Source organism: Gulosibacter massiliensis (assembly GCF_900626105.1).
GTDB lineage: Bacteria > Actinomycetota > Actinomycetes > Actinomycetales > Microbacteriaceae > Gulosibacter > Gulosibacter sediminis.
Genome location: NZ_UYZX01000001.1, coordinates 136,259 through 157,764, shown reverse-complemented (window position 1 = coordinate 157,764; position 21,506 = coordinate 136,259). Strand labels below are relative to the sequence as shown.

At 66.8% G+C, this 21,506-nt stretch carries 19 protein-coding genes and 4 tRNA genes; 11 read left to right on the top strand and 12 right to left on the bottom strand.

The window, feature by feature from the left end:
• The first annotated feature begins 17 nt into the window (after positions 1 to 17).
• A complete protein-coding gene (locus EJL01_RS00745) occupies positions 18 to 1,499 on the top strand; it encodes a MocR-like pyridoxine biosynthesis transcription factor PdxR (RefSeq protein ID WP_125105821.1) in 1,482 nt (493 codons plus the stop codon).
• Between the two features lie 16 nt (positions 1,500 to 1,515).
• On the opposite strand, the gene EJL01_RS00740 is transcribed toward EJL01_RS00745, so the two are convergent.
• The 8 genes from EJL01_RS00740 to EJL01_RS00705 all read right to left on the bottom strand — a co-directional run bounded on the left by EJL01_RS00740 (position 1,516) and on the right by EJL01_RS00705 (position 6,189).
• On the bottom strand, positions 1,516 to 2,076 hold the full coding sequence (locus EJL01_RS00740) for an HIT family protein (protein WP_125105820.1): 561 nt from the start codon (positions 2,074 to 2,076) through the stop codon (positions 1,516 to 1,518).
• The gene (thrS, locus tag EJL01_RS00735; protein ID WP_241209171.1) at positions 2,076 to 4,001 is read right to left on the bottom strand and encodes a threonine--tRNA ligase; all 1,926 of its coding nucleotides are present in this window, start codon (positions 3,999 to 4,001) and stop codon (positions 2,076 to 2,078) included. Before thrS ends, EJL01_RS00740 begins: the two co-directional genes overlap by 1 nt.
• Before the next feature lie 202 nt (positions 4,002 to 4,203).
• The gene (locus EJL01_RS00730; RefSeq protein ID WP_125105818.1) at positions 4,204 to 4,617 is read right to left on the bottom strand and encodes a hypothetical protein; all 414 of its coding nucleotides are present in this window, start codon (positions 4,615 to 4,617) and stop codon (positions 4,204 to 4,206) included.
• Positions 4,618 to 4,767: 150 nt separating this feature from the next.
• Positions 4,768 to 5,019 carry a hypothetical protein gene (locus tag EJL01_RS00725; protein ID WP_125105817.1) on the bottom strand — a complete coding sequence of 84 codons (252 nt, stop codon included), beginning with the start codon at positions 5,017 to 5,019 and terminating at the stop codon, positions 4,768 to 4,770.
• Between the two features lie 62 nt (positions 5,020 to 5,081).
• Entirely contained in the window at positions 5,082 to 5,750 is a 669-nt protein-coding gene (locus EJL01_RS00720) for a pentapeptide repeat-containing protein (protein WP_125105816.1), read from the bottom strand.
• Positions 5,751 to 5,879: 129 nt separating this feature from the next.
• A tRNA-Val gene (locus tag EJL01_RS00715) sits at positions 5,880 to 5,951 on the bottom strand.
• A gap of 45 nt (positions 5,952 to 5,996) precedes the next feature.
• Positions 5,997 to 6,067 (bottom strand) — tRNA-Cys (locus EJL01_RS00710).
• Between the two features lie 49 nt (positions 6,068 to 6,116).
• A tRNA-Gly gene (locus EJL01_RS00705) sits at positions 6,117 to 6,189 on the bottom strand.
• 192 nt (positions 6,190 to 6,381) lie between these two features.
• Between EJL01_RS00705 and EJL01_RS00700 the strand changes: the two genes are divergently transcribed.
• Positions 6,382 to 6,453, top strand: a tRNA-Val gene (locus EJL01_RS00700).
• Positions 6,454 to 6,710: 257 nt separating this feature from the next.
• Positions 6,711 to 6,977 carry a DUF7218 family protein gene (locus tag EJL01_RS00695; protein WP_125105815.1) on the top strand — a complete coding sequence of 89 codons (267 nt, stop codon included), beginning with the start codon at positions 6,711 to 6,713 and terminating at the stop codon, positions 6,975 to 6,977.
• A 311-nt stretch (positions 6,978 to 7,288) separates the two neighbouring features.
• Here the strand turns inward: EJL01_RS00695 and EJL01_RS00690 are convergent, their stop codons facing one another.
• Together EJL01_RS00690 and zapE are read right to left on the bottom strand one after the other, a co-directional pair.
• Positions 7,289 to 8,539, bottom strand: a complete 1,251-nt coding sequence (locus tag EJL01_RS00690; RefSeq protein ID WP_125105814.1) for an ammonium transporter — start codon at positions 8,537 to 8,539, stop codon at positions 7,289 to 7,291.
• Positions 8,540 to 8,787: 248 nt separating this feature from the next.
• The gene (zapE, locus tag EJL01_RS00685) at positions 8,788 to 9,780 is read right to left on the bottom strand and encodes a cell division protein ZapE (RefSeq protein WP_125107334.1); all 993 of its coding nucleotides are present in this window, start codon (positions 9,778 to 9,780) and stop codon (positions 8,788 to 8,790) included.
• Positions 9,781 to 9,908: 128 nt separating this feature from the next.
• On the opposite strand from zapE, the gene EJL01_RS00680 reads away from it, so the two are divergent.
• The 3 genes from EJL01_RS00680 to EJL01_RS00670 are packed head-to-tail and all read left to right on the top strand — an operon-like array spanning position 9,909 to position 12,026.
• Positions 9,909 to 10,814 (top strand): sulfurtransferase, encoded by a 906-nt coding sequence (locus EJL01_RS00680; protein ID WP_125105813.1) that lies wholly within the window; start codon positions 9,909 to 9,911, stop codon positions 10,812 to 10,814.
• A gap of 8 nt (positions 10,815 to 10,822) precedes the next feature.
• Positions 10,823 to 11,248 carry a SufE family protein gene (locus EJL01_RS00675; RefSeq protein ID WP_125105812.1) on the top strand — a complete coding sequence of 142 codons (426 nt, stop codon included), beginning with the start codon at positions 10,823 to 10,825 and terminating at the stop codon, positions 11,246 to 11,248.
• 10 nt (positions 11,249 to 11,258) lie between these two features.
• Positions 11,259 to 12,026 carry a dihydrofolate reductase family protein gene (locus EJL01_RS00670; protein ID WP_125105811.1) on the top strand — a complete coding sequence of 256 codons (768 nt, stop codon included), beginning with the start codon at positions 11,259 to 11,261 and terminating at the stop codon, positions 12,024 to 12,026.
• Here the strand turns inward: EJL01_RS00670 and EJL01_RS00665 are convergent.
• Complete coding sequence (locus EJL01_RS00665; RefSeq protein ID WP_125105810.1) at positions 11,999 to 13,204, bottom strand: alpha/beta hydrolase family protein; 1,206 nt, start codon at positions 13,202 to 13,204, stop codon at positions 11,999 to 12,001. The genes EJL01_RS00670 and EJL01_RS00665 overlap by 28 nt on opposite strands.
• A 108-nt stretch (positions 13,205 to 13,312) precedes the next feature.
• Here EJL01_RS00665 and EJL01_RS00660 point away from each other — a divergent pair, with 108 nt between their 5' ends.
• The 5 genes from EJL01_RS00660 to EJL01_RS00640 all read left to right on the top strand — a co-directional run bounded on the left by EJL01_RS00660 (position 13,313) and on the right by EJL01_RS00640 (position 19,531).
• The gene (locus tag EJL01_RS00660) at positions 13,313 to 13,873 is read left to right on the top strand and encodes a DUF3000 domain-containing protein (protein ID WP_125105809.1); all 561 of its coding nucleotides are present in this window, start codon (positions 13,313 to 13,315) and stop codon (positions 13,871 to 13,873) included.
• Positions 13,860 to 15,113: a ribonuclease D gene (locus EJL01_RS00655; RefSeq protein ID WP_125105808.1), complete on the top strand. Its 1,254-nt coding sequence runs from the start codon at positions 13,860 to 13,862 to the stop codon at positions 15,111 to 15,113. Before EJL01_RS00660 ends, EJL01_RS00655 begins: the two co-directional genes overlap by 14 nt.
• A gap of 48 nt (positions 15,114 to 15,161) precedes the next feature.
• Positions 15,162 to 16,376 (top strand): thiolase family protein, encoded by a 1,215-nt coding sequence (locus tag EJL01_RS00650; protein WP_125105807.1) that lies wholly within the window; start codon positions 15,162 to 15,164, stop codon positions 16,374 to 16,376.
• 9 nt (positions 16,377 to 16,385) lie between these two features.
• Complete coding sequence (locus EJL01_RS00645; RefSeq protein ID WP_125105806.1) at positions 16,386 to 18,539, top strand: 3-hydroxyacyl-CoA dehydrogenase NAD-binding domain-containing protein; 2,154 nt, start codon at positions 16,386 to 16,388, stop codon at positions 18,537 to 18,539.
• A 98-nt stretch (positions 18,540 to 18,637) separates the two neighbouring features.
• Positions 18,638 to 19,531 (top strand): hypothetical protein, encoded by an 894-nt coding sequence (locus EJL01_RS00640; protein WP_125105805.1) that lies wholly within the window; start codon positions 18,638 to 18,640, stop codon positions 19,529 to 19,531.
• On the opposite strand, the gene dxs is transcribed toward EJL01_RS00640, so the two are convergent.
• Positions 19,485 to 21,455 (bottom strand): 1-deoxy-D-xylulose-5-phosphate synthase, encoded by a 1,971-nt coding sequence (dxs, locus tag EJL01_RS00635; protein ID WP_125105804.1) that lies wholly within the window; start codon positions 21,453 to 21,455, stop codon positions 19,485 to 19,487. The genes EJL01_RS00640 and dxs overlap by 47 nt on opposite strands.
• Between the last annotated feature and the right edge of the window lie 51 nt (positions 21,456 to 21,506).

Below are 21,506 nucleotides of genomic sequence, written 5' to 3'. Positions count from 1 at the left end.
TTCGGCAGACTCGAGCCATGCGCTCTCCCGAAATCGCCGAGCTTTCCGTGTCGCTCGACCGCGCGCATCCGCTGCCACTGCCGCAGCAGCTCGCGGGTTCAGTGCGGGCGCTCATCGACCGCGGCGTGCTGCGAGCCGGGGATGCGCTGCCCTCGTCGCGGGCGTGGGCCGCGCGGCTCGGAGTCTCGCGCGGCACCATCGTGACCGCCTTCGAACAGCTGACGGCCGAGGGCTATCTCACGTCGCAGACTGGCGCCGCGACCACCGTGAACCCCGCGCTTGGGCAGACGCACCCTGGCCGGCGTGATGCGGCGCGAGGTGCAGCCGGCATCCCCTCGCTCCCGAGTACCGGTGGCCGCGCACCCGAGACCTCCCTCGACCCCATTGACCTCCTCCCAGGTCAACCCTCGACCGGCACCCTGCGCACGCCCGCGTGGCGGCGCGCGTGGCGCAACGCGGCCGACGCCGACCTCGCGACGCTGCCGCTCGCGGGCGACCCGCGCTACCTCGCCGCCGTGAGCGAGCACTTTCGGCGGATGCGCGGGCTCGCCCGCGACGCCGGCACCTTTCTCGTCACGGCCGGGGCCCGCGAAGGCCTCGCGCTCATCGTGCAGACGATCGCGGCCGAGCGGACCGGCGCCGCGCCGGTGCGTGTCGGTGTCGAGTCTCCCGGCTACCCCTCGCTGCGCCGCGTGCTCGCGCGCCTCGGCTGCGAGCTCGTGCCACTCGAGGTCGACCGTGACGGGCTGCGCACCGACCGGCTCCCCCGTGGCGCGGCGAAGCCCGACCTCGTGATCGTCACGCCGAGCCACCAATACCCGTTTGGCGGCTCACTGCCTATCTCCCGCCGCCAAGACCTGCTCGCGTGGGCGCGCACCGAGGGCGTGCTCATCGTCGAGGACGACTTCGACTCCGAACTCCGGTACGTCGGCCAGCCATTGCCGACACTCACCGCGCTCGACCGCACGGGCGACGGCACCGTCGCGCTCCTCGGCACGTTTTCGTCGACCGTCGCGCCGACAATCGGCATTGGGATGCTCGGTGCGCCGGCGCCGTTGCGGGAGCGGCTGCTCGCGACGCGCGCCGACCTCGGCACCCCGGTCTCGGCAGTGACCCAGCGGGCGTTCGCCGAGTACCTCGCCTCGGGTGAACTGGCTCGACACGCCGCTCGGATGCGCCGCAGTTATCGCCAGCGCCGCGCCGCGGTGCTCGCGGTGCTCGGCGACCTGCCTCAGGTCGAGGTCTCCCCCATGGATGGCGGCCTCCACGCCGTGATTCACACGCGACGCGATGAGGCCGAGCTCATGGCGGCGTGCGAGCGGGCTGGCGTGCGGGTGTCGCCCGGCGCCGTGTACTGGCGTGAGCCGAGCGGTGCGTCACCGAGCGGCCCGAGCGGCGCGAGCAGCGCATCCGCCTCGGGCAGCATCGTCATCGGCTACGCGCACCTCTCGGAGGCGCAACTCGCCGAGGGACTCGCGCGGCTCCGGGCGGCGCTCTAGCGCGAGCGCGTGCGAGCTACTCGGCGTCCCAGAGGGCCGCGATCTCGGCGCGCTGCTCGCCGAGCAGACGCGGCATCGGCTTCGTGCGGCCGATGATCGGCAGGAAGTTCGCGTCGTTCGGCCAGCGCGGCACGATGTGCTGATGCAGATGCCCAGCAATGCCGGCGCCGGCGACCTCGCCCTGGTTCATGCCGATGTTGAAGCCACCGACGCCGCCCTGGTACTTCAGCACCGTCATCGCGCGCTGTGTGAGGTGCGCCATCTCCATGACCTCAGCGTCGGTCGCGAGGTCGTAGGTGGCGATGTGACGGTACGGGCAGACAAGCAGGTGCCCCGTATTGTAGGGGTACAGGTTCATCACGACGTAGCAGAGTTCGCCCCGCTTGACGATGAGGCCGTCCTCGTCGCTCTTGTCGGGCGCCGAGCAAAAGACGCAGGCATGGTCGGGCTTGCGCCGTTCCTCGCCATTGTCGATGTACGCCATGCGGTGCGGCACCCAGGTGCGCTCGAAGCCGTCGGGCACGCCGACGAAGTCGTCGGCCGGCTGCAGTTCGTAGGGTTCGCGCTCGCCCGTCATTACGCCAGCACGTCGGCGTCGGAGCTCACGAGCGTGTGCTCGCGGATGGCCGAGGTGATGAGCGCGATCGCTTCGTCGACGGGCACGCCGTTGCGCTGCGAGCCGTCGCGGAAGCGGAACGAGACGGCGCCCGCTTGGCGGTCGTCCTCACCCGCGATGAGCATGAACGGCACCTTCGCCTTGGTGTGCGTGCGAATCTTCTTCGGCATGCGGTCGGCCGAGTCGTCGAGCTGCGCACGAACGCCCTCGCGACGCAGGCGCGAGATGACCTCGCCGAGATAGTCGGCATACTCATCTGCGACCGGAATGCCGACGACCTGCTCGGGTGCAAGCCAGACCGGGAACGCGCCCGCGTAGTGCTCAAGCATGATCGCGAAGAAGCGCTCGATCGAGCCGAGCAGGGCGCGGTGAATCATCACCGGCTGCTTGCGCGTGCCGTCGGCCGCCGCGTACTCGAGTTCGAACAGCTCAGGCTGGTTGAAGTCGAGCTGCACCGTCGAGAGCTGCCAGGTGCGGCCGATGGCGTCGCGCGCCTGCACCGAGATCTTCGGGCCATAGAACGCGGCGCCAGCCGGGTCGTCGACGAGGTCGAGCCCCGACTCCTCACCGACCTCGCGTAGGGTCTGCTCGGCGATCTCCCACTGCTCGTCGGTGCCGACCGACTTCTTGGGGTCGCGCGTCGAGAGCTCGAGGTAGAAGTCGTTCAGTCCGAAGGCGCGCAGCGTCTCGAACACGAACTCGAGCTGGCGCTGAATCTCGCCCTTGACCTGCTCATCCGTCACGTAGATGTGCGCGTCGTCCTGCGTCAGGCCGCGCACGCGGGTGAGGCCCGAGAGCGTGCCGCTCTTCTCGTAGCGGTAGACCGTGCCGAACTCGGCAAGGCGCAGTGGCAGTTCGCGATAGCTGCGGGCGCGGGCGCGGAAGATGAGGTTGTGGAAGGGGCAGTTCATGGGCTTCAGGTAGTAGTCCTGGCCCTGCTTGGTGACGTTGCCTTCGTCGTCGGTGACCTCGTCGAGGTGCATCGCGGGGAACATGCCGTCCTTGTACCAGTTGAGGTGCTGGCTTGTTTCGAACAGCGCGCCCTTGGTGATGTGCGGCGAGTTGACGAGCTCGTACTCATGCTTGAGCAACTGCTCGCGCATGAACGACTCGATCTCGTGACGGATGATGCCGCCTTTCGGGTGGAACACCGCGAGACCCGAGCCGATTTCGTCGGGGAAGCTGAACAGGTCGAGCTCGGCGCCGAGCTTACGGTGGTCGCGCTTCTGGGCCTCTTCGATGCGGGTCTTGTAAGCGACGAGCTCGTCCTTCGTCGGCCACGCGGTGCCGTAGATGCGCTGCAGCATCGGGTTCTTCTCGCTGCCGCGCCAGTAAGCGCCCGAGCTGCGCATGAGCGACCAGCCGTTACCGATGAGCTTTGTCGACGGCAGGTGCGGGCCGCGGCAGAGGTCGTACCAGACGGTGTCGCCCGACTTCGGGTCGACGTTGTCGTAGATCGTGAGCTCGCCGGCGCCGACCTCGACGTTTTCGCCGGCGTCGCTGCCCGCGTTGCCCTTGAGGCCGATGAGCTCGAGCTTGTACGGCTCGCTGGCGAGCTCAGCGCGCGCATCCTCGTCGCTCACGACGCGACGGGCGAAGCGCTGGCCCTGCTTAACGATGCGCTGCATCTCTTTCTCGACGGCCTTGAGGTCGGCCGGGGTGAAGGGCTCTTCGACGTCGAAGTCGTAGTAGTAGCCGTCAGTGATGAACGGCCCAATGCCGAGCTTCGCGTCGGGGTGCAGCTTCTGCACGGCCTGCGCGGTGACGTGCGCGGCCGAGTGGCGCAGGATGTTCAGGCCATCTTCGCTGTCGATGGTTACCGCCTCGGCGGTCTGGCCGGCTTCGATCTCGCGGAAGAGGTCGAGCAGCTGACCGTCAACGCGCATCGCGACGATCGCGGGCTGCTTCGGGGCGTCCGCGAAGAGTTCGGTGCCCGTCGTCGTCGTGCTGGCCTCGAGTCGCAGGGGTGCTGGTGCGTTCTTGAGGTCTAGTGCAGACACGTCGTCTCCTACTTGCGCGGATGCGGTGGTTAAGTTGCCGGCGCACGGCGCGTCGGCTATCGAACGATTCTAGGTGGTGCGGGTTGCCCTAGCTGACCGTGGTGCCGCCGAGGGCGTCGACGAAGTCCTGCGGGTTGTCAACGTTGAGCAGCCAGTTCTCGCCGACGAGCAGGTGCGTCTGCACGGCGAGGTTCTTCGAGCGATCGACCGCGGCCGCGAGTTCTTCGGGGTTCGCGTAGACGGCCATGACGACGGTGTCGGAGCAGCGCCCAGCCTTGGCGTCGTAGTCGCCCGGGTCGATTTCCTCCCAGGCCTCGCAGGTGCCGCCCGCGGCGACATACGCGTCGCGCAGCTCCTCGACAGTCGAGAATTCGGTCGCGTCACCGGTCACCGCGGGCACCGCTTCCCCGCCGCCCGAGCAGCCGGCCAACACTGCGCCGACCGCCGCCGCGATGCCGATTCCCTTGACCCGACGCATGCTGCTGCCACTCACCTGATTCACCGGGCCATCCTATCGACCCGGGAAGCCCGCAAGTGTTTCGTACGATGTCGGCGTCGCCGCTTCGAGCACGTCAGCGATCTCGTCGTTGATGGGCAGCCGGCGAATGAACGCCCCCATCGCCGCACAGACAGGCGCGGCCACGAGCAGCGGCTATGGCCCGACGGAACCCTCGGCGCGGCCCGCGACCGACGCGATGGCTGTGGCCACGAACGGTATTTGCCAGTCGACGATCTCTACGACGAGCGCGCTAATCGGCACAGCGAGCGACGAGGCGAGCAACATCACGCTGACCCGCCAGGCGGTCTTCAACACACCCACGCCGAGCAGCCTGGGCAGCTCGCCCTGAATCGGCGTATGGATAGCTTGCGTGAAGAAGGCGCTCACGTCTGCGAAGGCGAGCACTCGAGCGGTCCTTCGCGACGCTCGCCGCCGCATCCCAGCCGTCGCCCGGGTTGCAAGCGTGCTCAGTCGGCGAGCGTGATGCCGAGGTGGTCAGCGAACGTTTCGGTGAGGTCAACGGCCTGGTGAAACGTCAGGATCGTGCCACGCATCGACGTTAGGCCGCGCACGCGGCTCAGTTCAGCGCCGCGCAGATCGAAGTGCTGCAACCTGGCCTGATCGAGGATGAGTGTGCGCACCGTGCACTCGTGGAACGCGACCCGGTCTGCGCGGGCCAGCGTCAAGTCGAGTTCGTCGATGACGCAGTTCTCGAAGCGAATATCGCGTAGCGTCGCGGCACGAAGGTTCACAAACGACATCTTGGATGCGGTGATTCGCACCCCGCGGAGGTCGGCCTCAGCAAGGTCGACGGCGCCGAGCCGGGAGCTTTCGATGTGCACGTCGCGCCAGTCAGAGCCGGCCGCTTTGAGCTCGGGTGCGCTGACTCGCTCGAGCCGAGTCTCAGCGATGCTGACGTTGCGGAGCTGCGCCGCGTGCACCTCGAGCCCGAGGAACTCGCACTCGCTCACGCTCACGCTCGAAAGTTCACGACCCCCGAGGTCTGCATCGACATACCGACGTGCCTCGTAGTAGCCGGCAGCGACGATCTCGAGCGCACTGGCGTCGGTGAGCTCTGGCAGACGCAGCTCGTCAACCATCGGCGCCACAATCTTTGGGGTTCGATTCGCTGTCACGTCCGCTCCTATTCGTCGGCCTGCAGCCTACCGAGAGGCGACGACAAAGGGCCCGTTCGCGCTCCGAAACATCGCCCCAGGTCACTGCCTAACGAAGAAACCCCCTGATTACTCAGGGGGTTTTGCTCGTGCGCGATACTGGGATCGAACCAGTGACCTCTTCCGTGTCAGGGAAGCGCGCTACCGCTGCGCCAATCGCGCTCATCTCTTTCGAGACTTGCATTGTGCATCCCGTACAGGATACCGAGGTGACGACGGGATTCGAACCCGTGTAAACGGCTTTGCAGGCCGCTGCCTCGCCTCTCGGCCACGTCACCGTACTGGGTCTATGCCCGTGCTCTCAAGACGTGGTCTTGTTCACACTCGAGCGGATGACGAGACTCGAACTCGCGACCCTCACCTTGGCAAGGTGATGCGCTACCAACTGCGCTACATCCGCGTGACCTTGGCTTCCTTTCGGCGCCTCAGCACTCGAACTACATTAATGCAAGCATTCCGTGCAATGCAAATCGAGACGGCGGGGAATTTAGAAATCCCAGATCAACAGCATGAAATTCGTTCCCAGCAGCGTGTCTCGAGGGAGCCGGTTTGCGCGACATAGCTCGCGTGTGCCAAGATAGACCCTTGTTGCGGGTGATTAGCGCAGCGGTAGCGCACTTCCTTCACACGGAAGGGGTCACTGGTTCGATCCCAGTATCACCCACCTCACAGGGCCTCCCACGGGAGGCCCTGATTCGTTTCCCCGACTCCCCCGTCGCCGGCCATCCGACCGGTCTATGCCGCGCATCCCGCGCGGGCGTGTCTGAGTGCGACCCGTACTGCCCCGGTCCGTCTCCTCAACGCGGGTAGACGTGTCGGCCCAGATTCGCGAAGGTGGTAATTGCATGCAAACAATCTCGTGCGAGGGACACCGTCAAGCAGGCGAAGGTGCTCGCACAAACGAACTGATTGGAGCGGACCATGCCACGTCAACGTCGATCATCGTTAAAGGACCCGGAACTGTACGAAAGCTTGCGCGCCGAGGGAAAGTCTGAGGAACAGGCAGCGCGGATCTCGAACGCAGCAGCGAAGGAAGGCAGGACCGCAGTGGGCAAACGCGGCGGAGCCGCTGAGAACTACGAGGACCGGACCGTGCCGGAGCTCCGCGCGCGAGCGCGAGAGCTGGGCATCACAGGAGTGTCCAGATCTACAAAGAGCGAACTCATCACGCGACTCCGAGAGCACTAACCGGTGATCCCTGCAGTTTTCTACTAGCGCTGCGCGTACAACCGCATCAAACGTAGAAAACCACATCGACTGCGGCGCGATCTGGTGCGAGTGCGAATACGCGGGCACAGGTGCGCACGCACGGCCACAACGCTCGTAGCGGCCGCGCAGGGCGCGCAACGGGAGAATTAATAAGGGCCCCGGAGTCGATGACTCCGGGGCCCTGGTGGTTGGTGTGGTCGGCGGCTTCGTAATCACTCACACAGCATTACGCTGGCCCGCAGTGAGTGCTTCCGGCACCGCCATCCATTCGTCGTAGGACGATCAGTGGCCTACGCCGCACCAACCTGGTTGAGCTCGCCGGTGCGCTGGTAAGCGCGTTCGCCGTGGACACTTTCGTCCACACCTGCGAGCTCCTCCTCGCTCGTGATTCGGAAGCCGATGGTCTTCTGAATGACCATCCCCACCACATACGCAACCACGAACGAGTAGATCAATACCGCCACAGAGGCGACAACCTGCAGGATCAGCTGCTGGACACCGAAGCCCATGAACAGTCCCGAGGTAGTTCCGAACAGACCGGGCCAGATCGAGCCGATGAGGCCCGCGACCAGGTGGATACCCACGACATCAAGCGAGTCGTCGTACTTCGCGGCCCACTTGAGGTCGCAAGCGTACTCAGCGGCAACACCACACACGAAGCCGAGGAGCAGAGCCCATCCGGGAAGAATGTCGGCACACGCGGGGGTGATACCCACGAGGCCAGCGATGACACCAGAGGCAGCGCCAACCGCGGTCGGCTTCTTGCCGCGAAGTCGATCGATCGCGAGCCAGCCGAGGATACCGGCAGCCGGGGCCACGATCGTGTTGACCGTGATCAGGCCGGGGATGCCGTCGACAAGGTTGCCCGTGCCCTCGGCGCCGACATTGAAGCCGAACCAGCCGAACCAGAGGATTGCGGTACCAACGAGCACGAGCGGCACGTTGTGCGGCTGGTTGAGGCTCTTGCCGAAGCCCTGGCGGCGACCAAGCACCAGCGCAAGAGCGAGGGCAGCAGCACCCGCGTTGATGTGCACCGCAGTTCCACCGGCGTAGTCGATGACGCCGAGGTCGCCGAAGCCGAGCGCCGTGCCGAGCTGTGAGATCCAGCCGCCGCCCCACACCCAGGCCGCGACCGGGAAGTAGACCAGCGTCGCGAAGATGCCCGCGAACAGCAGCCAGGAGCCGAAGCGTGCACGATCCGCGATCGAGCCCGAGATGAGGGCCACCGTGATGATCGCGAATGTCGCCGAGTAGGCACTGCCCATCATGGCTTCGTTATCGCCCGAGGTCGCCACCATGCCGAAGTCCGTGAACGGGTTCCCCGCGAACTGGAAGAAGGACGAGCCGTCGACCGAGATCATCGCGTGTCCGAACAGCACCCAGAGCACAGCGACCAACGCGAGCGCGCCGAAGGACATCATCATCATCGAGATGGCGCCCTTCTCGCGAACGAGGCCACCGTAGAACAGCGCGAGGCCCGGTGTCATAAACAACACCAACGCCGTCGCAGTAATGAGCCAGGCCGCACCACCTGTATCCATTGAAGTTCTCCTCTCAATCACACCCGGCGGGTCAACCGCTCGACCCGAAACCGTTGGTGTGTGGTTCCTGAGAGTAGACCGAACGCCAAAAATAAATGGCGTTTTCAGTGCATATTTTGAGTAACTTTGCACTCTCAACAAATTTTAACTTTCGTGCAACCTTGTTGAAGATTGCGCAAAATTGCAAAGAATCAGCCCGTAACCCGGGAATTTTCCGGGGCTACGGGCTGCGACGAACGCGGCGCGCGCTACGCGCTGGCGGCGCCGGTGGATGCGATGAGTCGCGACACCGAGCGAAGGTACTTTTTGCGGTAACCGCCGTCGACCATGCCGCCACCAAAGATCGCGTCGAGGGGCACGCCCGAGGCGACAATCGGGATTTCGGCGTCGTAGACCCGGTCAATGAAGGCGACGAAGCGCAGCGCCTCGGACTGATCGGTGAGTTCGGTCACATCGGTGAGTGCGAGCAGGCTGATGCCGTCGACGAGGCGCACATACTTCGAGGGATGCACGGTGGCAAGGAAGTCGATGAGGGTGCGGAAGTCGTCCTGCGCGACTGTCTTGCCCGCGCTGATGCACGCATCCACCGCATCCTGCACCTCGGCCGGCGAGCTCACGATCGCGTGGCCCTCAACCGCGCGCCGACGGTAGTCGACGCCGTCGATGCGCACCGTCTTGAACACGTCGGCAAGCTTCGTGATCTCGCGGAGGAAGTCCTGCGCCGCGAATCGTCCCTCACCGAGCGCATTCGGCGGGGTGTTCGAGGTCGCCATGACGTGGGTGCCCTTCTCGACGAGCGCGCCGAGGAAGCGGGTCATGACCATGGTGTCGCCCGGGTCGTCGAGCTCGAACTCGTCGATGGCGAGCAGGCTAGCGCCGGTGAATGCCTCGACGGCCTTCTGGTAGCCGAGTGCGCCGACGAGCGAGGTGTACTCGATGAACGTGCCGAAGTACTTGCGACCGCTAAAGGCGTGCCATGTCGCGGCAAGCAAGTGGGTCTTGCCGACGCCGAAGCCACCGTCGAGGTAGACGCCGGGCTTCACCGTCGGTGCGCGCTTGAACATCTTTGACATGAAGCCGCGGCCGCTCGAGCGGTCTCCCCCGGCCTTCGCGAAGTCGCGCGAGATCTCGACCGCCTGCATCTGCGACGGATAGGACTCATCGGGCACGTAGTTCTCGAAACTCGCGTGCGCAAACTGCGGCGGCGGCACCAGGGCCCGCACCATCTCATCCGGCGTCATCTGCGGAACCTGTTCGGTGAGATGTACGAGGGTGCCTACGGTCACAGAGGTCTCCTTTTGCGCAGGAATAAGCTGGGTCAAGACTACGCTGACCTAGGTACGAACGCCGCAGTATTCGAGGAGTAGTCATGTCCGTCGTCTTCGACGAATCCCGGGAATTCGCGCAGTACGCGCAGCCCCACCGTCTTGTCTCGACCGAGTGGTTGGCCGAGCACCTTCACGATGACGGCCTCGTGGTCGTCGAGTCTGACGAAGACGTACTCCTCTACGACACCGGGCACATTCCGGGTGCAGTCAAGGTCGACTGGCACACCGACCTCAACGATCCCGTCGTACGTGACTACGTCGACGGCGAGGGCTTCGCCGAGCTGATGAGCCGCCTCGGCATCAGCCGCGACACGACCATCGTGCTCTACGGCGACCGCTCGAACTGGTGGGCCGCCTACGCCATGTGGGTGTTCGAATTGTTCGGCCACGAAGACATCCGCCTCGTCAACGGCGGCCGCGAGAAGTGGGTCGCCGAGGGTCGGGAACTCACTCGAGAGGTGCCCGAGCGTACCGCCTCGGACTACCCCGTCGTCGAGCGCGACGAGACCGGCCTGCGCGCCCGTCGCGACGACGTCGTCGCGCACCTGAGCGAGGGCAAGCCGCTCATCGACGTGCGCAGCTTCCCCGAGTACACGGGCGAGCGCACGCACATGCCCGATTTCCCGCAGGAGTCGGCGCTGCGCGGCGGACACATCCCCTCGGCCCACTCGGTGCCGTGGGCGCGCGCCGCGAATGAGGATGCGACGTTCAAGTCGCGTGAGGAGCTCGAGCAGATCTACCGCGGCGAACTCGGCCTCGGCGACAGCGACGATGTCATCGCATACTGCCGCATCGGCGAGCGCTCGAGCCACACGTGGTTCGTGCTGAAGTACCTCCTCGGTTTCCCGACGGTGCGCAACTACGACGGCTCGTGGACCGAGTGGGGTTCGCTCGTTGGCGCCCCGATCGTCGTCGGCGAAGAGCCCGGCACCGCGCCCACCCGATAGAGGCAATGATGTCTGCAATTCCTGCTCAGCTCGCGGAGATCCGCGACGACTTCCTCGCGATCCCCGAGCGCGAGCGGCTCACGATGCTGCTCGAGTTCTCTGATGAGCTGCCCGACGTGCCCGAACGCTTCACCGACGTCGAATTCGAGCGCGTCATTGAGTGCCAGTCACCGGTCTTCATCACGACCGAGGTCGACGACGGCACAGTGCACCTGTTCGCCAAGGCCCCGGCCGAGGCGCCCACGACCCGCGGCTTCGCCTCAGTGCTCGTGCAGGGCATCGACGGGCTCTCGACCGACGAGGTGATCGGCATCCCCGTCGACTTCCCGTTCGAGCTCGGCATCACCAAGCAGGTCTCGCCGCTGCGCCTGAACGGCATGGTCGGCATGCTCGGTCGCGTGCAGCGTCAGGTCCGGGAGGCCACGAGCGCGTAGGTTGGTTGATGTGCCCGACACTTCGCAGCCGTTTGATCTCAGCCGCATGCCGGACCCGGCCTGGCTCCGCCAGCTCGGCGGTGCCGGCAACCTGCTCGACCTGACCGGCGATGGCATCGGCGCCGCCGAGTCGTGGCTGCGCGAACACTATGCGCCGCCGCGGCCCGACTGGGTGCGCATGAACATGCTCGGCTCACTCAACGGCCGCATCACCGGCGGCGACGGCACCTCGGACAGCCTCTCGAACCGGGCCGACCGGCGCATCCTCCGGCTCATCCGTGAGATGAGCGATGTGGTCGTGGTCGGCGCGAACACGGTGCGCGAGGAGCGCCACACCGCGACCCGCCCCACCTGGCTCTGCATCATCTCGGAGTCTGGCAACCTTACGGGCCACCGCATCAGCGAGGCGGATGCGGCTGCCTCGGTGCTCGTGTGCGGGCCGGCTTCGGCGCGCGACCGCGCGGCCGAGACGATGCCCGGCGCCAACTTCGCCGAGTTCGACACGTCGGGTGGCCGGGTGCCGCTGGATGCGGTGCTCGCGGAGCTGCGCGGCCGCGGGCTACACCAGATCGTCGTCGAGGGCGGCACGACCCTGATCGGTCAGTTCCTCGACGGGGCGCTCCTCGACGAGGTGTGCCTCACGCAGGCGCCGGTGTTCGGCCCCGACACCTCCCCGGCGCTCCCCTCCTCGTCGCGCAACTCGGCTTTCCGGCGCGAGCTGCTGCTCGAGGACGAGTTCGGCTTCCTCTATCAGCGGCTCGTGCGCGACGACGCCTGAGCCTCCACGCTGAGCCCGGCGAACCAGTCGTCCACCGCCGTCTCCCAGCTCTCGCGGTCGACGTTCCAGAGCCGTGTGTGCCGCGCACGCGTGAACTCCACGTAGTCGACGAGGTCGGGCCGCGCCTGCGCGAGCCGTTGGCTCGAGGTCACCGGCACGACGGTGTCGGCGGTCGAGTGCAGCAACAGAATCGGCACCTCGAACTCGTCGGCCCGCGCCACGAGGTCGAGCTCCGCGAGGTCGAGCGGCTCGTCGGTGCCGAGCAGGCCCCGGTGCAGGGGCGAGTTGAGCAGCCACATGCCGAGCTTTGCTACCGGCGCGGGGACGCGCATCTGCGCCGCCTGGTACTCGAGGGTGTCGTGCCAGTTCACCGCCGGCGACTCGAGCATGAGGCCGACGATGCGCTTACGGAAGCGTGAGTTGAGGTAGGTCTGCCCGACGATGCCACCGCCCATCGACCAGCCGGTGAGCACGATTCGCTCGGCACCGCGCGAAATTGCCCACTCGAGCGCCGCATCGACGTCGTGCCACTCGGTGAGTCCAAGGCCGTACTTGCCGTCGGCCGGCGAAGGCACGCCGAGGTCGTTGCGATAGCTCACGATGAGCGAGTTCCACCCCTGCGCCCGCACGAGCGGCACCGCGCGCAGCGGCTCGGTCATTGCCGCGCCGCGCCCGTGCACGTGAATGACCCAGTCGTGGCTGCCCTCGCGGTCGGCCGGCACGAACCAGGCGGGCATCGGGCCGAGTTCGCCGGGCACCTCCACCTCGCGCCAGTGCAGGCCGAGGTCGCGAATGTCGCGCTGCGGGGCAGAGGCCACCCGCACAGTACGAATGCCGACAATTGGCGTACCGATCGCTTCGCTGAAGCGCCGCGTCACCGTCCGCAAGTCGGCGGTGACGATCTCGCCGAGGCGCGCGCGGCCCCGGGCCGAGTCCCACAACAGGGTGTACTCCCCCGACGTCTCCGATTCAATCGTGCGCTCAAGCGTGATCGTGCCCGCCGTTGCCTCGGGATTGTGCAGGTCGCACTTGATGACCCGCACCGGCCCGCGCGTGCTCCGCGGCGGGTTCACCACCTGGCGCGCGAGCATGGTCGCCGCGGTTGCCGCGAGCGAGCCAAGAAACACGGTGGCACCGGCCGCAAGCGCGGTCGCGTTCCTGAGGGGTCGTTCGGTCATTTTCCTCCGTTCGCGGCAAGTCGGCGCGCCGCAGCTCACAGGCCGCACCACCCGGCCTAACCTTCAGGCGTGGTGGTCAGCTTGCATCCGGTGCCCGTAGCGTTCGACATGGCAGTCGAGTCAATTCGAGCTGTCGAGTTTCGCAGCGACCTACGGGTGCAGGAAATCCGTTCACCCGAGGGTCTGGCCCCTCATGCGTTGGCGCTCGCAGCAGATGTTAGTCCTGGCAACCTGGAGGGCGACTCCCAGCTCGGCACGGGCCGCTTCATCCTGCTGCACGACCCCTCCGAGCCGGATGCATGGCGCGGTGATTTCCGCGTCGTCTGCTTCGCGCAGGCCCCGCTGGAGACCGACATTGGCGGCGACGCCATGCTGCCGGAGGTCGCCTGGTCGTGGCTCGTCGACGCGCTCGACGAGAACGGCGCCGACTATCGCTTCCCCTCGGGCACGGTCACAGTGGTGAACTCGAAGGGCTTCGGTGAGCTCACCGAGCAGGGTGAGGGCTCCCAGATCGAAATGCGCGCCTCGTGGACGCCGCAGAATTCCGACCTTGCCACCCACGTCGAGGCGTGGTCAACGCTGCTCTGCATGCTCGCTGGACTTCCGCCGGTCGATTCGCAGGACGTCGCGATCCTGCGGCACGCGGCGCGTGAACATGGCCGCGGTTGACGGCAAGCGCCTCGAGCGCGGCGGACTCGAGGTTATCGACACGCATATTGCCCTGAGCGACGCCCTGGGCCGGCTCGAAGAGGGCACCGGACCCATCGCCATCGACACCGAGCGCGCCTCGGGCTACCGGTACTCCGACCGGGCCTACCTCATTCAGATTTTCCGTCGCGGGACGGGCACCCTGCTCATCGACCCGATCCCGTTCGGCTCGCTGAAGTCAGTGACCGAGGTGATCGCCGACGACGAGTGGATCCTCCACGCCGCGACGCAGGATCTCCCCTGCATGCGCGACATCGGTCTCGAACCAACGCGGATGTTCGACACCGAGCTCGCCGCGCGCCTGCTCGGCATGGATCGCGTCGGGCTCGGCGCGGTCGTGCAGGAATTGCTCGGCATCGAGCTCGCGAAGGCGCACTCGGCCGACGACTGGTCGGTTCGCCCGCTGCCGAAGGAGTGGCTCGCATATGCGGCCCTCGACGTCGAGCTGCTCGTGGATGTGCGCGACGAGCTCGCGAAGCGACTGACGGATGCGGGCAAGGCCGACTGGGCGCGCGAGGAGTTCGCGGATGAACTGCGCCGGCCCCTCAATCCGGTCAAGCACCTGACGCTCGAGCCCGACGCCGACCCCGAGCGGTGGCGTGCGCTCTCGGGCGTGCATCAGCTTCGTTCGCCGCGCGCGCTCTCGATCGCCCGTGAACTCTGGCTGAGCCGCGACGCCTACGCCCGCGAAACCGACACGGCGCCCGGTCGCATCGTTCCCGATCGCGCCGTGCTCGCAGTCGCCAAGGCGCAGCCCCGCTCTCGTGGACAACTCAGCGCGATGAGCGACTTCACGGGCAAGCAGTCGCGCTCGCAGCTCGATCGCTGGTGGGCTGCCGTCGCCGCAGGCCGTGAGAACCCCGTGCCGCCAAAGCGGGCAGCCCCGGATGCGAACCGCGTGCCGCCTATCAAGGCCTGGGAGCAGAAGCGTCCCGAGGCGTTCACCCGGGTCAGCGCAGCGCGTCCCGCCGTTGCCGAACTCGCCGAAGAACTGCACCTGCCGACCGAGAATCTGCTCACGCCGTCGCTCCTGCGACAGCTTGCTTGGGACGGCACGGCCGAGACTGAATCCGAGATTCGGACTGAACTCAGTAATTTGGGAGCGCGACAGTGGCAGGTCGACATGACGGCCCCCGTAATCGCGAGGTCATTTGTCGAGGCTGCCCAAGGCGCTACGGATTCCGACATCTCCTCTCGATAGGCTCGCCCTGATCACAACGGTCCGTAACGATGCGGACCACGAGGAGGAATAGTGACCGGATCAGAGGTCCATTTCATTGACGGCACGCGCACGCCTTTTGGCCGCGCTGGCGAAAAGGGCATGTACTGGGGAACCCGTGCCGACGATCTGGCGGTGAAGGCCATGAAGGCACTCATCGACCGCAATCCGCAGATCCCGGCCGACCGCTATGACGACGTCGCTATCGCGGCGACGACGCAGCAGGGCGATCAGGGTCTCACCCTCGGCCGCACGACCGCGATCCTCGCGGGCCTGCCGCTGAGCGTCCCCGGCCTCGCGATCGAGCGCATGTGCGCCGGTGCGCTCACCGCCTCGGCGCTGATGGGTTCGACCATCGGCTTTGGGCAGAACGACGTCGTCATCGCGGGTGGCGTCGAGCACATGGGCCACCACCCGATGGGTCAGGGGGTCGACCCGAACCCCCGTTTCCTCTCCGAGCGGCTCGTCGACGGCGAGGCTCTGAACATGGGCAACACGGCCGAGCGCCTGCACGACCGCTACCCCCAGTACACGAAGGAGCGCGCCGACCGTTTCGCGCTCGCCTCGCAGCAGAAGGCCGCCAAGGCGTACGAGGACGGCAATTTCACCCGTGACCTCGTTCCGGTCGCCATCGAGAGCGAAGCCGGCTGGGGTCTCGCCGACCGCGACGAGCACCTGCGGCCCGACACCACCATGGAGGGCCTCGCCGGTCTCAAGACGCCATTCCGCCCGCACGGTCGCGTGACGGCAGGTAACGCCTCGCCGCTCACCGACGGCGCCACCGCGTCGATCCTCGTCTCCGACGACGCGCTCAAGGAGTTCGGCCTCAAGTCGCGGATGAAGATGGTGTCGTTCGCGTTCGCGGGCGTCGAGCCCGAGGTGATGGGCCTCGGCCCGATCCCCTCGACCGAGAAGGCGCTCAAGCGCGCTGGCCTCAAGATTGACGACATCGGACTGTTCGAGCTCAACGAAGCGTTTGCGGTGCAGGTGCTCTCGTTCCTCGACCACTTCGGCATCGCCGACGACGACGCCTCGGTCAACCGCTTCGGCGGGGCAATCGCCCTCGGCCACCCGCTCGCAGCGAGCGGCGTGCGCCTCATGATGCAGCTCGCGAACCAGTTCGAGCAGTTCCCCGAGGTGCGCTACGGCGTTACCGCGCTCTGCGTCGGTCTCGGCCAGGGTGGCACGATCATCTGGGAGAACCCGTCCTGGAACGGCAAGAAGCACGCGCGAGCAGGAAAGTAGGCAGAACAAGTGAAGTTCCCCAAGTTTGACCGCAGCAAGTATGCGGCGCTGCTCGAGTCGGCCGCCGATGTCGAGGTCATCACCGAGTCGAAGGTGCGCGACGTACGCCTCGCATCCGGTCGCACCCTCGCCCTCATCACCCTGGACAACAACAAGGACTACAAGCGTCCGAACACGCTCGGCCCGAACACGCTCGCCGCGCTCGGCGAGACGCTCGAGTCGCTGCGCTCGCGTGCCGCCGCCGGTGAGATCGACGCCGTCGCCATCACCGGCAAGCGCTTCAGCTTCGCGGCCGGCGCCGACCTGTCGCTCGTCGACCGCATCCCGAGCCGCGACGTCGCGCGCCTCATGGGCGAGATCGGGCACCACGCGCTCGGACTGCTCGGCGACCTCGGTGTGCCGAGCTTCGCGTTCGTCAACGGTCTCGCCCTCGGCGGCGGCGTCGAGGTCGCGCTGCACTCGACCTACCGCACCATCGACGCCTCGACCCCGGCCATCGCCCTCCCCGAGGTCTACCTCGGCCTCGTGCCCGGCTGGGGCGGCGCCACCCTCGTGCCGAACCTCATCGGCATCGAGAACGCCCTCAAGGTCATCATCGAGAACCCGCTCAAGATGAACCGCACCCTCAAGCCGAAGCAGGCCCTCGAGCTCGGCCTCGTCGACCGGCTCATCGCGCCGGTCAACTTCCTCGAAGACTCGCTGAAGTTCGCGGATGCGGTGCTCGGCGGCGAGACGGTGAAGCGCCCGAACGAGCCCGGCAAGATCGAGCGAGTCACAAAATGGGACATCGCGGTGAAGATCGCGCGCAAGTCGGTCGAGGAGCGTCTCGGCACCGTGCCGCAGGCACCCTACCGGGCCCTCGACATCATCGCCCTCGCGAAGCATAACGACCTCGCGCGCGGGTTCGAGGCCGAGAACGAGGCGCTCGCCGACCTCATCTCGGGCGACCAGTTCATGGCATCAATGTACGGCTTCGACCTCGTGCAGCGCCGCGCGAAGCGCCCCGTCGGTGCGCCCGACAAGTCGCTCGCAGGCAAGGTCACCAAGGTGGGCGTCGTGGGCGCCGGCCTCATGGCCAGCCAGTTCGCGACGCTGTTCGTGCGACGCCTCAAGGTGCCCGTCATCATGACCGACCTTGACCAGGAGCGCGTCGACCGCGGTGTCGCGAACGTGCACGCCGAGCTCGAGAAGCTGCGCGACAAGGGTCGCCTCGACAACGACGAATTCAACCGCCTCACCGCCCTCGTGACCGGCACGACCGACCGCAGCCAGTTCGCCGACTGCGACTGGGTGATCGAGGCCGTGTTCGAAGAGGTTTCGGTGAAGCAGGACGTCTTCGGCGACCTCGAGAACATCGTCTCTGAAGAAGCGATCCTCGCAACGAACACTTCCTCGCTCTCAGTGGACGAGATCGGCTCGAAGCTCCGCCACCCGGAGCGTCTCGTCGGCTTCCACTTCTTCAACCCGGTCGCCGTCATGCCGCTCGTCGAGGTGGTCAACGCAGCGAAGACGAACGAGGCCACGCTCGCGACGGCGATGCAGGTCGCGAAGAACCTCAAGAAGACCGCGGTCATCACCAGCGACCGCCCGGGCTTCGTCGTCAACCGCGTGCTCGCCAAGGTGCTCGGTGAGGCGATGCACGCCGTCGACACCGGCACCCCAATCGCCGTCGTCGACCACGCCTCCGACCCCATCGGCCTGCCGATGACCCCGTTCGAGCTACTCGAACTGGTTGGTCTCAAGGTCGGAGCGCACGTGCTCACCTCGCACCACACGCCGTTCCCCGACCGCTTCTTCGAGTCGAAGAACCTGGATGCGCTGGCCGATTCGGGCGCGAAGCTCATCGAGCGCGACGGCAAGGGTCGCCCGAAGGGCTACACGAAGGAGTTCGAGAAGATCGTCGGCACCGAGGGCAAGACCCCCATGACCGCCGAGCAACTCCGTGAGCGCCTCGAGACCGGGCTCGCCGAAGAGATCAAGATCATGCTCGACGAGGGCGTCGTTACCGCCCCGGAGGACATCGACCTGAGCCTCATCCTCGGCGCGGGCTTCCCGCTGCTCGATGGCGGCATCACGCCGTACCTCGACCGCGTGGGCGCCAGCGAGCGCGCCTTCGGCGGCACGTTCCACACCCCGACGATCCGCGGCGCCGCGCAGCGCTAAGGAACGCCCGAACGCGGGCCGACTCCCCCACCGGGAGCCGGCCCGCTTCGTTTTCCCGACTCAGTTTTGCGGCCACTGCCGTCGGCTAGCGTCGTGGCATGCGTGAATACCTCATCGACTCGCCCCGCCCGACCAACTCGGAGTCACTCCATGCGCTCCTGCGCGACATCATCGCCGAGGATGGCGCCCTCACCCGGGCCCAGGTCGACGCGATTCGCATGACGAGCCAGGTGCACGACGAGGGCACCCGCATCGAGCGCCTCGACCTCGACCTCTCGGGCACGCAGCTCAGCCCGCGCCAGCTCGTCGAGCAGGCGAAGGAGCGAGAGCAGGAGGTGCCGGACGAGCCCGCGAAGCCAGTATCGCCCACGATCGTGCAGGTCGACGCGGCATCCTTCTCGGCGCAGCCGCTCAAGCTGGGGCCCCTCGAGCTCAGGGCGACCGGCTCGGCAGAGAACATCCGCTACGCCTGGCTCGAGGACGCGAAGGGCGGCCTCTGGGTCGAGCACCTCAAGTCGGCCGACGGCAAGCCGGGGCACGCCTCGGCGCAGTTCGAGGTCGACACACGCGACTTCGAGCCGCTCGCGCGCGAGGTGCTCGAGCGCGCCGACGCGAAGGTGAAGCTGCTCGAGTTCACGCCCGAGGTCGAGGCCCCGAGCGACCGCGAGGCCCACGTGCGCATCGCCTTGCGTTGCGGCTACGGCATCGTGCGCGCGAGCATCATCGTCGATGCGCAGGCGAGCATCGACGATGACATGGTGTTGCACATCAAGCAGGTGAAGTTCTCGAGCAAGAACCCCGTGCTCGCGCTCGCCTACAAGGCGGTCGAACGCATCGTGCTGCGCGACGGGCGCATTCCCGAAACCATCGCCATCAACGAGCAACTGCCCTCGGGCATTGAGCTCACGGATACGCGCATCCGTGCGGTAGGTACCCGGCTCACGATCACTGGTGAGGTGCTTGCCGAGGGCGAAGCAGACTTTCCGGCGTAGTCGAGCCGCCAACGCGTTCGGGTCGCGCGTGCGGAATGCGTGACCCGAGCACCTGTGCCACGACGTTTCGCGCGATCTGCTGGGGCGTGAGCCCCGCATCCTCAAGAATCTGGCCGCGGCTCGCGTGGTCGATGAACTCGTCGGGCAGGCCGAGCTCGGTCACGGTCGTGTCGACCTCGGCCGCGCGCAGGTCTTGTCGCACCCGGGTGCCGATGCCGCCGACGACGATGCCGTCTTCGAGCGTGATGACGAGCCGGTGTTCGTCGGCGAGCGCGATGATGCTCTCGGGCACGGGCACGACCCAGCGGGGGTCGACGACCGTGACGCCGATGCCCTGGGCCTCGACGTGCTTCGCGACCTCAATCGCGGTGCCCGCCATCGACCCAACCGCGACGATGAGGACATCGGAACGGCTGCCGACATGCAGCACGTCGACGCCATCGTCGAGCCGACGTAGCGCCTCGATCTCGTCGCCGACCTTGCCCTTCGAATACCGCAGCACGGTGGGGCCGTCTTCCACGGCAACCGCCTCGCGGAATTCCTCGCGCAGCCGCGTCGCGTCGCGCGGCGCGGCGAGCCGAATGCCCGGCACGATCTGCAGCAACGCCAAATCCCACATGCCGTGGTGGCTCGGGCCGTCGGGGCCGGTCACGCCGGCGCGGTCGAGCACGAAGGTGACCGGCGCGTGGTGGAGGCCCACATCCATGAGCACCTGGTCGAACGCCCGATTCATGAACGTCGCGTAGATCGCGACGACCGGGTGCAGACCGCCGAAGGCCATCCCGGCGGCCGAAGTGACCGCGTGCTGCTCGGCAATGCCGACGTCGTGCACGCGCTTCGGGTACTTCTTCGCGAACGGTTCGAGGCCGACCGGGCGCAGCATCGCCGCGGTGATGCCCACGACGTCCTCGCGTTCGTCGGCCACCTTGACGAGTTCGTCGCCAAACACGGCCGTCCAGGACTGCCCGCTTGACTCGGCCACCGGCTCGCCCGTGATCGGGTCGATCTGGCCGACCGCGTGGAACTGGTCGTTCACGTCATCGGTGGCCGGCTTGAAGCCGTGCCCCTTCTCGGTGATGACGTGCACGATGACGGGCTGCCCGTAGTCGTGGGCCTGGCGCAGTGCCTCCTCAACGGCACGCTCGTCGTGGCCGTCGATCGGGCCGAGGTACTTGACGTCGAGGTTCGAGTAGAGCGACTCGTTGTTCGTGAAGCGCGAAAGGAAGCCGTGTAGACCGCCGCGCACCGCGCGATAGACGCTGCGGCCGAACTTGCCGCCGAAGCGCGAGAAGGCACGGTCGGAGGACTTCTGGAGACTCGTGTAGGTGCGGTCGGTCCGCACGCGGTTGAGGAAGCGGGCCATGCCGCCGATGGTCGGCGCGTACGAGCGGCCGTTGTCGTTAACGACGATGACGAGGCGGCGCGAGTTGTCGTCGCTGATGTTGTTCAGCGCCTCCCAGGTCATGCCGCCCGTGAGCGCGCCGTCGCCGACGACGGCAACGACGGCGCGGTCGCGCTGGCCGGTGACCTGCCAGGCGCGCGAGATGCCGTCGGCCCAGCTCAGCGAGCTCGAGGCGTGCGACGACTCGACGATGTCGTGCTCAGACTCGGCGCGCTGCGGGTAGCCAGCGAGGCCGCCGCGTTCACGCAGCTCGTCGAAGTTCTGGCGCCCCGTGAGCAGCTTGTGCACGTACGACTGGTGCCCCGTGTCGAACACCACGGCGTCCTTCGGTGAGTCGAAGACGCGATGAATCGCGAGCGTCAGTTCAACGACGCCGAGGTTCGGGCCAAGGTGCCCGCCGGTACGGCTGACGTGCTCGATCAGGAACGCGCGGACTTCTTCCGCCAATTGCTCGAGCTCCGCCTGCGAGAGACGGTCAAGATCTCGGGGCCCCTTAATCGATGGCAAGAGCTGCTCCGCCATTCGGACTCCCTTCTTCACGTAAGCAGTAATTCTACCGCCCGCGCGCGGAAA

What these genes read in the sequence shown, in the direction of transcription:
- EJL01_RS00745 (WP_125105821.1), top strand. Translation starts at nt 18, where the DNA reads ATGCGCTCTCCCGAAATCGCCGAGCTTTCCGTGTCGCTCGACCGCGCG.
- EJL01_RS00740 (WP_125105820.1), bottom strand. Translation starts at nt 2,076, where the DNA reads ATGACGGGCGAGCGCGAACCCTACGAACTGCAGCCGGCCGACGACTTC.
- thrS (WP_241209171.1), bottom strand. Translation starts at nt 4,001, where the DNA reads ATGCGCGTTGACGGTCAGCTGCTCGACCTCTTCCGCGAGATCGAAGCC.
- EJL01_RS00695 (WP_125105815.1), top strand. Translation starts at nt 6,711, where the DNA reads ATGCCACGTCAACGTCGATCATCGTTAAAGGACCCGGAACTGTACGAA.
- EJL01_RS00690 (WP_125105814.1), bottom strand. Translation starts at nt 8,539, where the DNA reads ATGGATACAGGTGGTGCGGCCTGGCTCATTACTGCGACGGCGTTGGTG.
- zapE (WP_125107334.1), bottom strand. Translation starts at nt 9,780, where the DNA reads ATGACGCCGGATGAGATGGTGCGGGCCCTGGTGCCGCCGCCGCAGTTT.
- EJL01_RS00680 (WP_125105813.1), top strand. Translation starts at nt 9,909, where the DNA reads ATGTCCGTCGTCTTCGACGAATCCCGGGAATTCGCGCAGTACGCGCAG.
- EJL01_RS00675 (WP_125105812.1), top strand. Translation starts at nt 10,823, where the DNA reads ATGTCTGCAATTCCTGCTCAGCTCGCGGAGATCCGCGACGACTTCCTC.
- EJL01_RS00665 (WP_125105810.1), bottom strand. Translation starts at nt 13,204, where the DNA reads ATGACCGAACGACCCCTCAGGAACGCGACCGCGCTTGCGGCCGGTGCC.
- EJL01_RS00660 (WP_125105809.1), top strand. Translation starts at nt 13,313, where the DNA reads ATGGCAGTCGAGTCAATTCGAGCTGTCGAGTTTCGCAGCGACCTACGG.
- EJL01_RS00655 (WP_125105808.1), top strand. Translation starts at nt 13,860, where the DNA reads ATGGCCGCGGTTGACGGCAAGCGCCTCGAGCGCGGCGGACTCGAGGTT.
- EJL01_RS00640 (WP_125105805.1), top strand. Translation starts at nt 18,638, where the DNA reads ATGCGTGAATACCTCATCGACTCGCCCCGCCCGACCAACTCGGAGTCA.
- dxs (WP_125105804.1), bottom strand. Translation starts at nt 21,455, where the DNA reads ATGGCGGAGCAGCTCTTGCCATCGATTAAGGGGCCCCGAGATCTTGAC.